This is a genomic window from Chryseobacterium mucoviscidosis, assembly GCF_002177115.1.
Taxonomy (GTDB): Bacteria; Bacteroidota; Bacteroidia; order Flavobacteriales; family Weeksellaceae; genus Chryseobacterium; species Chryseobacterium mucoviscidosis.
This window is the reverse complement of the sequence record NZ_MVAG01000236.1, coordinates 1-238: the sequence shown is the minus strand read 5'-3', so window position 1 is coordinate 238 and position 238 is coordinate 1. Positions and strand designations below refer to the sequence as shown.

1 protein-coding gene is annotated in these 238 nt (G+C 55.9%); it reads left to right on the top strand.

Annotation, left to right across the window (positions count from 1 at the left end; genetic code table 11):
* Positions 1–238, top strand: a 238-nt coding sequence (gene msrA, locus B0E34_RS22980; RefSeq protein ID WP_087712466.1) for a peptide-methionine (S)-S-oxide reductase MsrA, incomplete at both ends; no start/stop codon positions are given.

Below are 238 nucleotides of genomic sequence, written 5' to 3'. Positions count from 1 at the left end.
CTTATCGGGAAGTGTGCTCCGGTGATACGGGTCATGCCGAAGCGGTACGCATTGTTTACGATCCTTCCGTCATCAGCTATGAGCAGTTGCTACAGGTATTTTGGGAGAATCACGATCCCGCCCAGGGAATGCGTCAGGGCAATGACCACGGCACGCAGTATCGTTCAGCGATTTATCCGCTGACCCCAGAACAGGATGCCGCAGCTCGCGCCAGTCTGGAACGTTTTCAGGCGGCGAT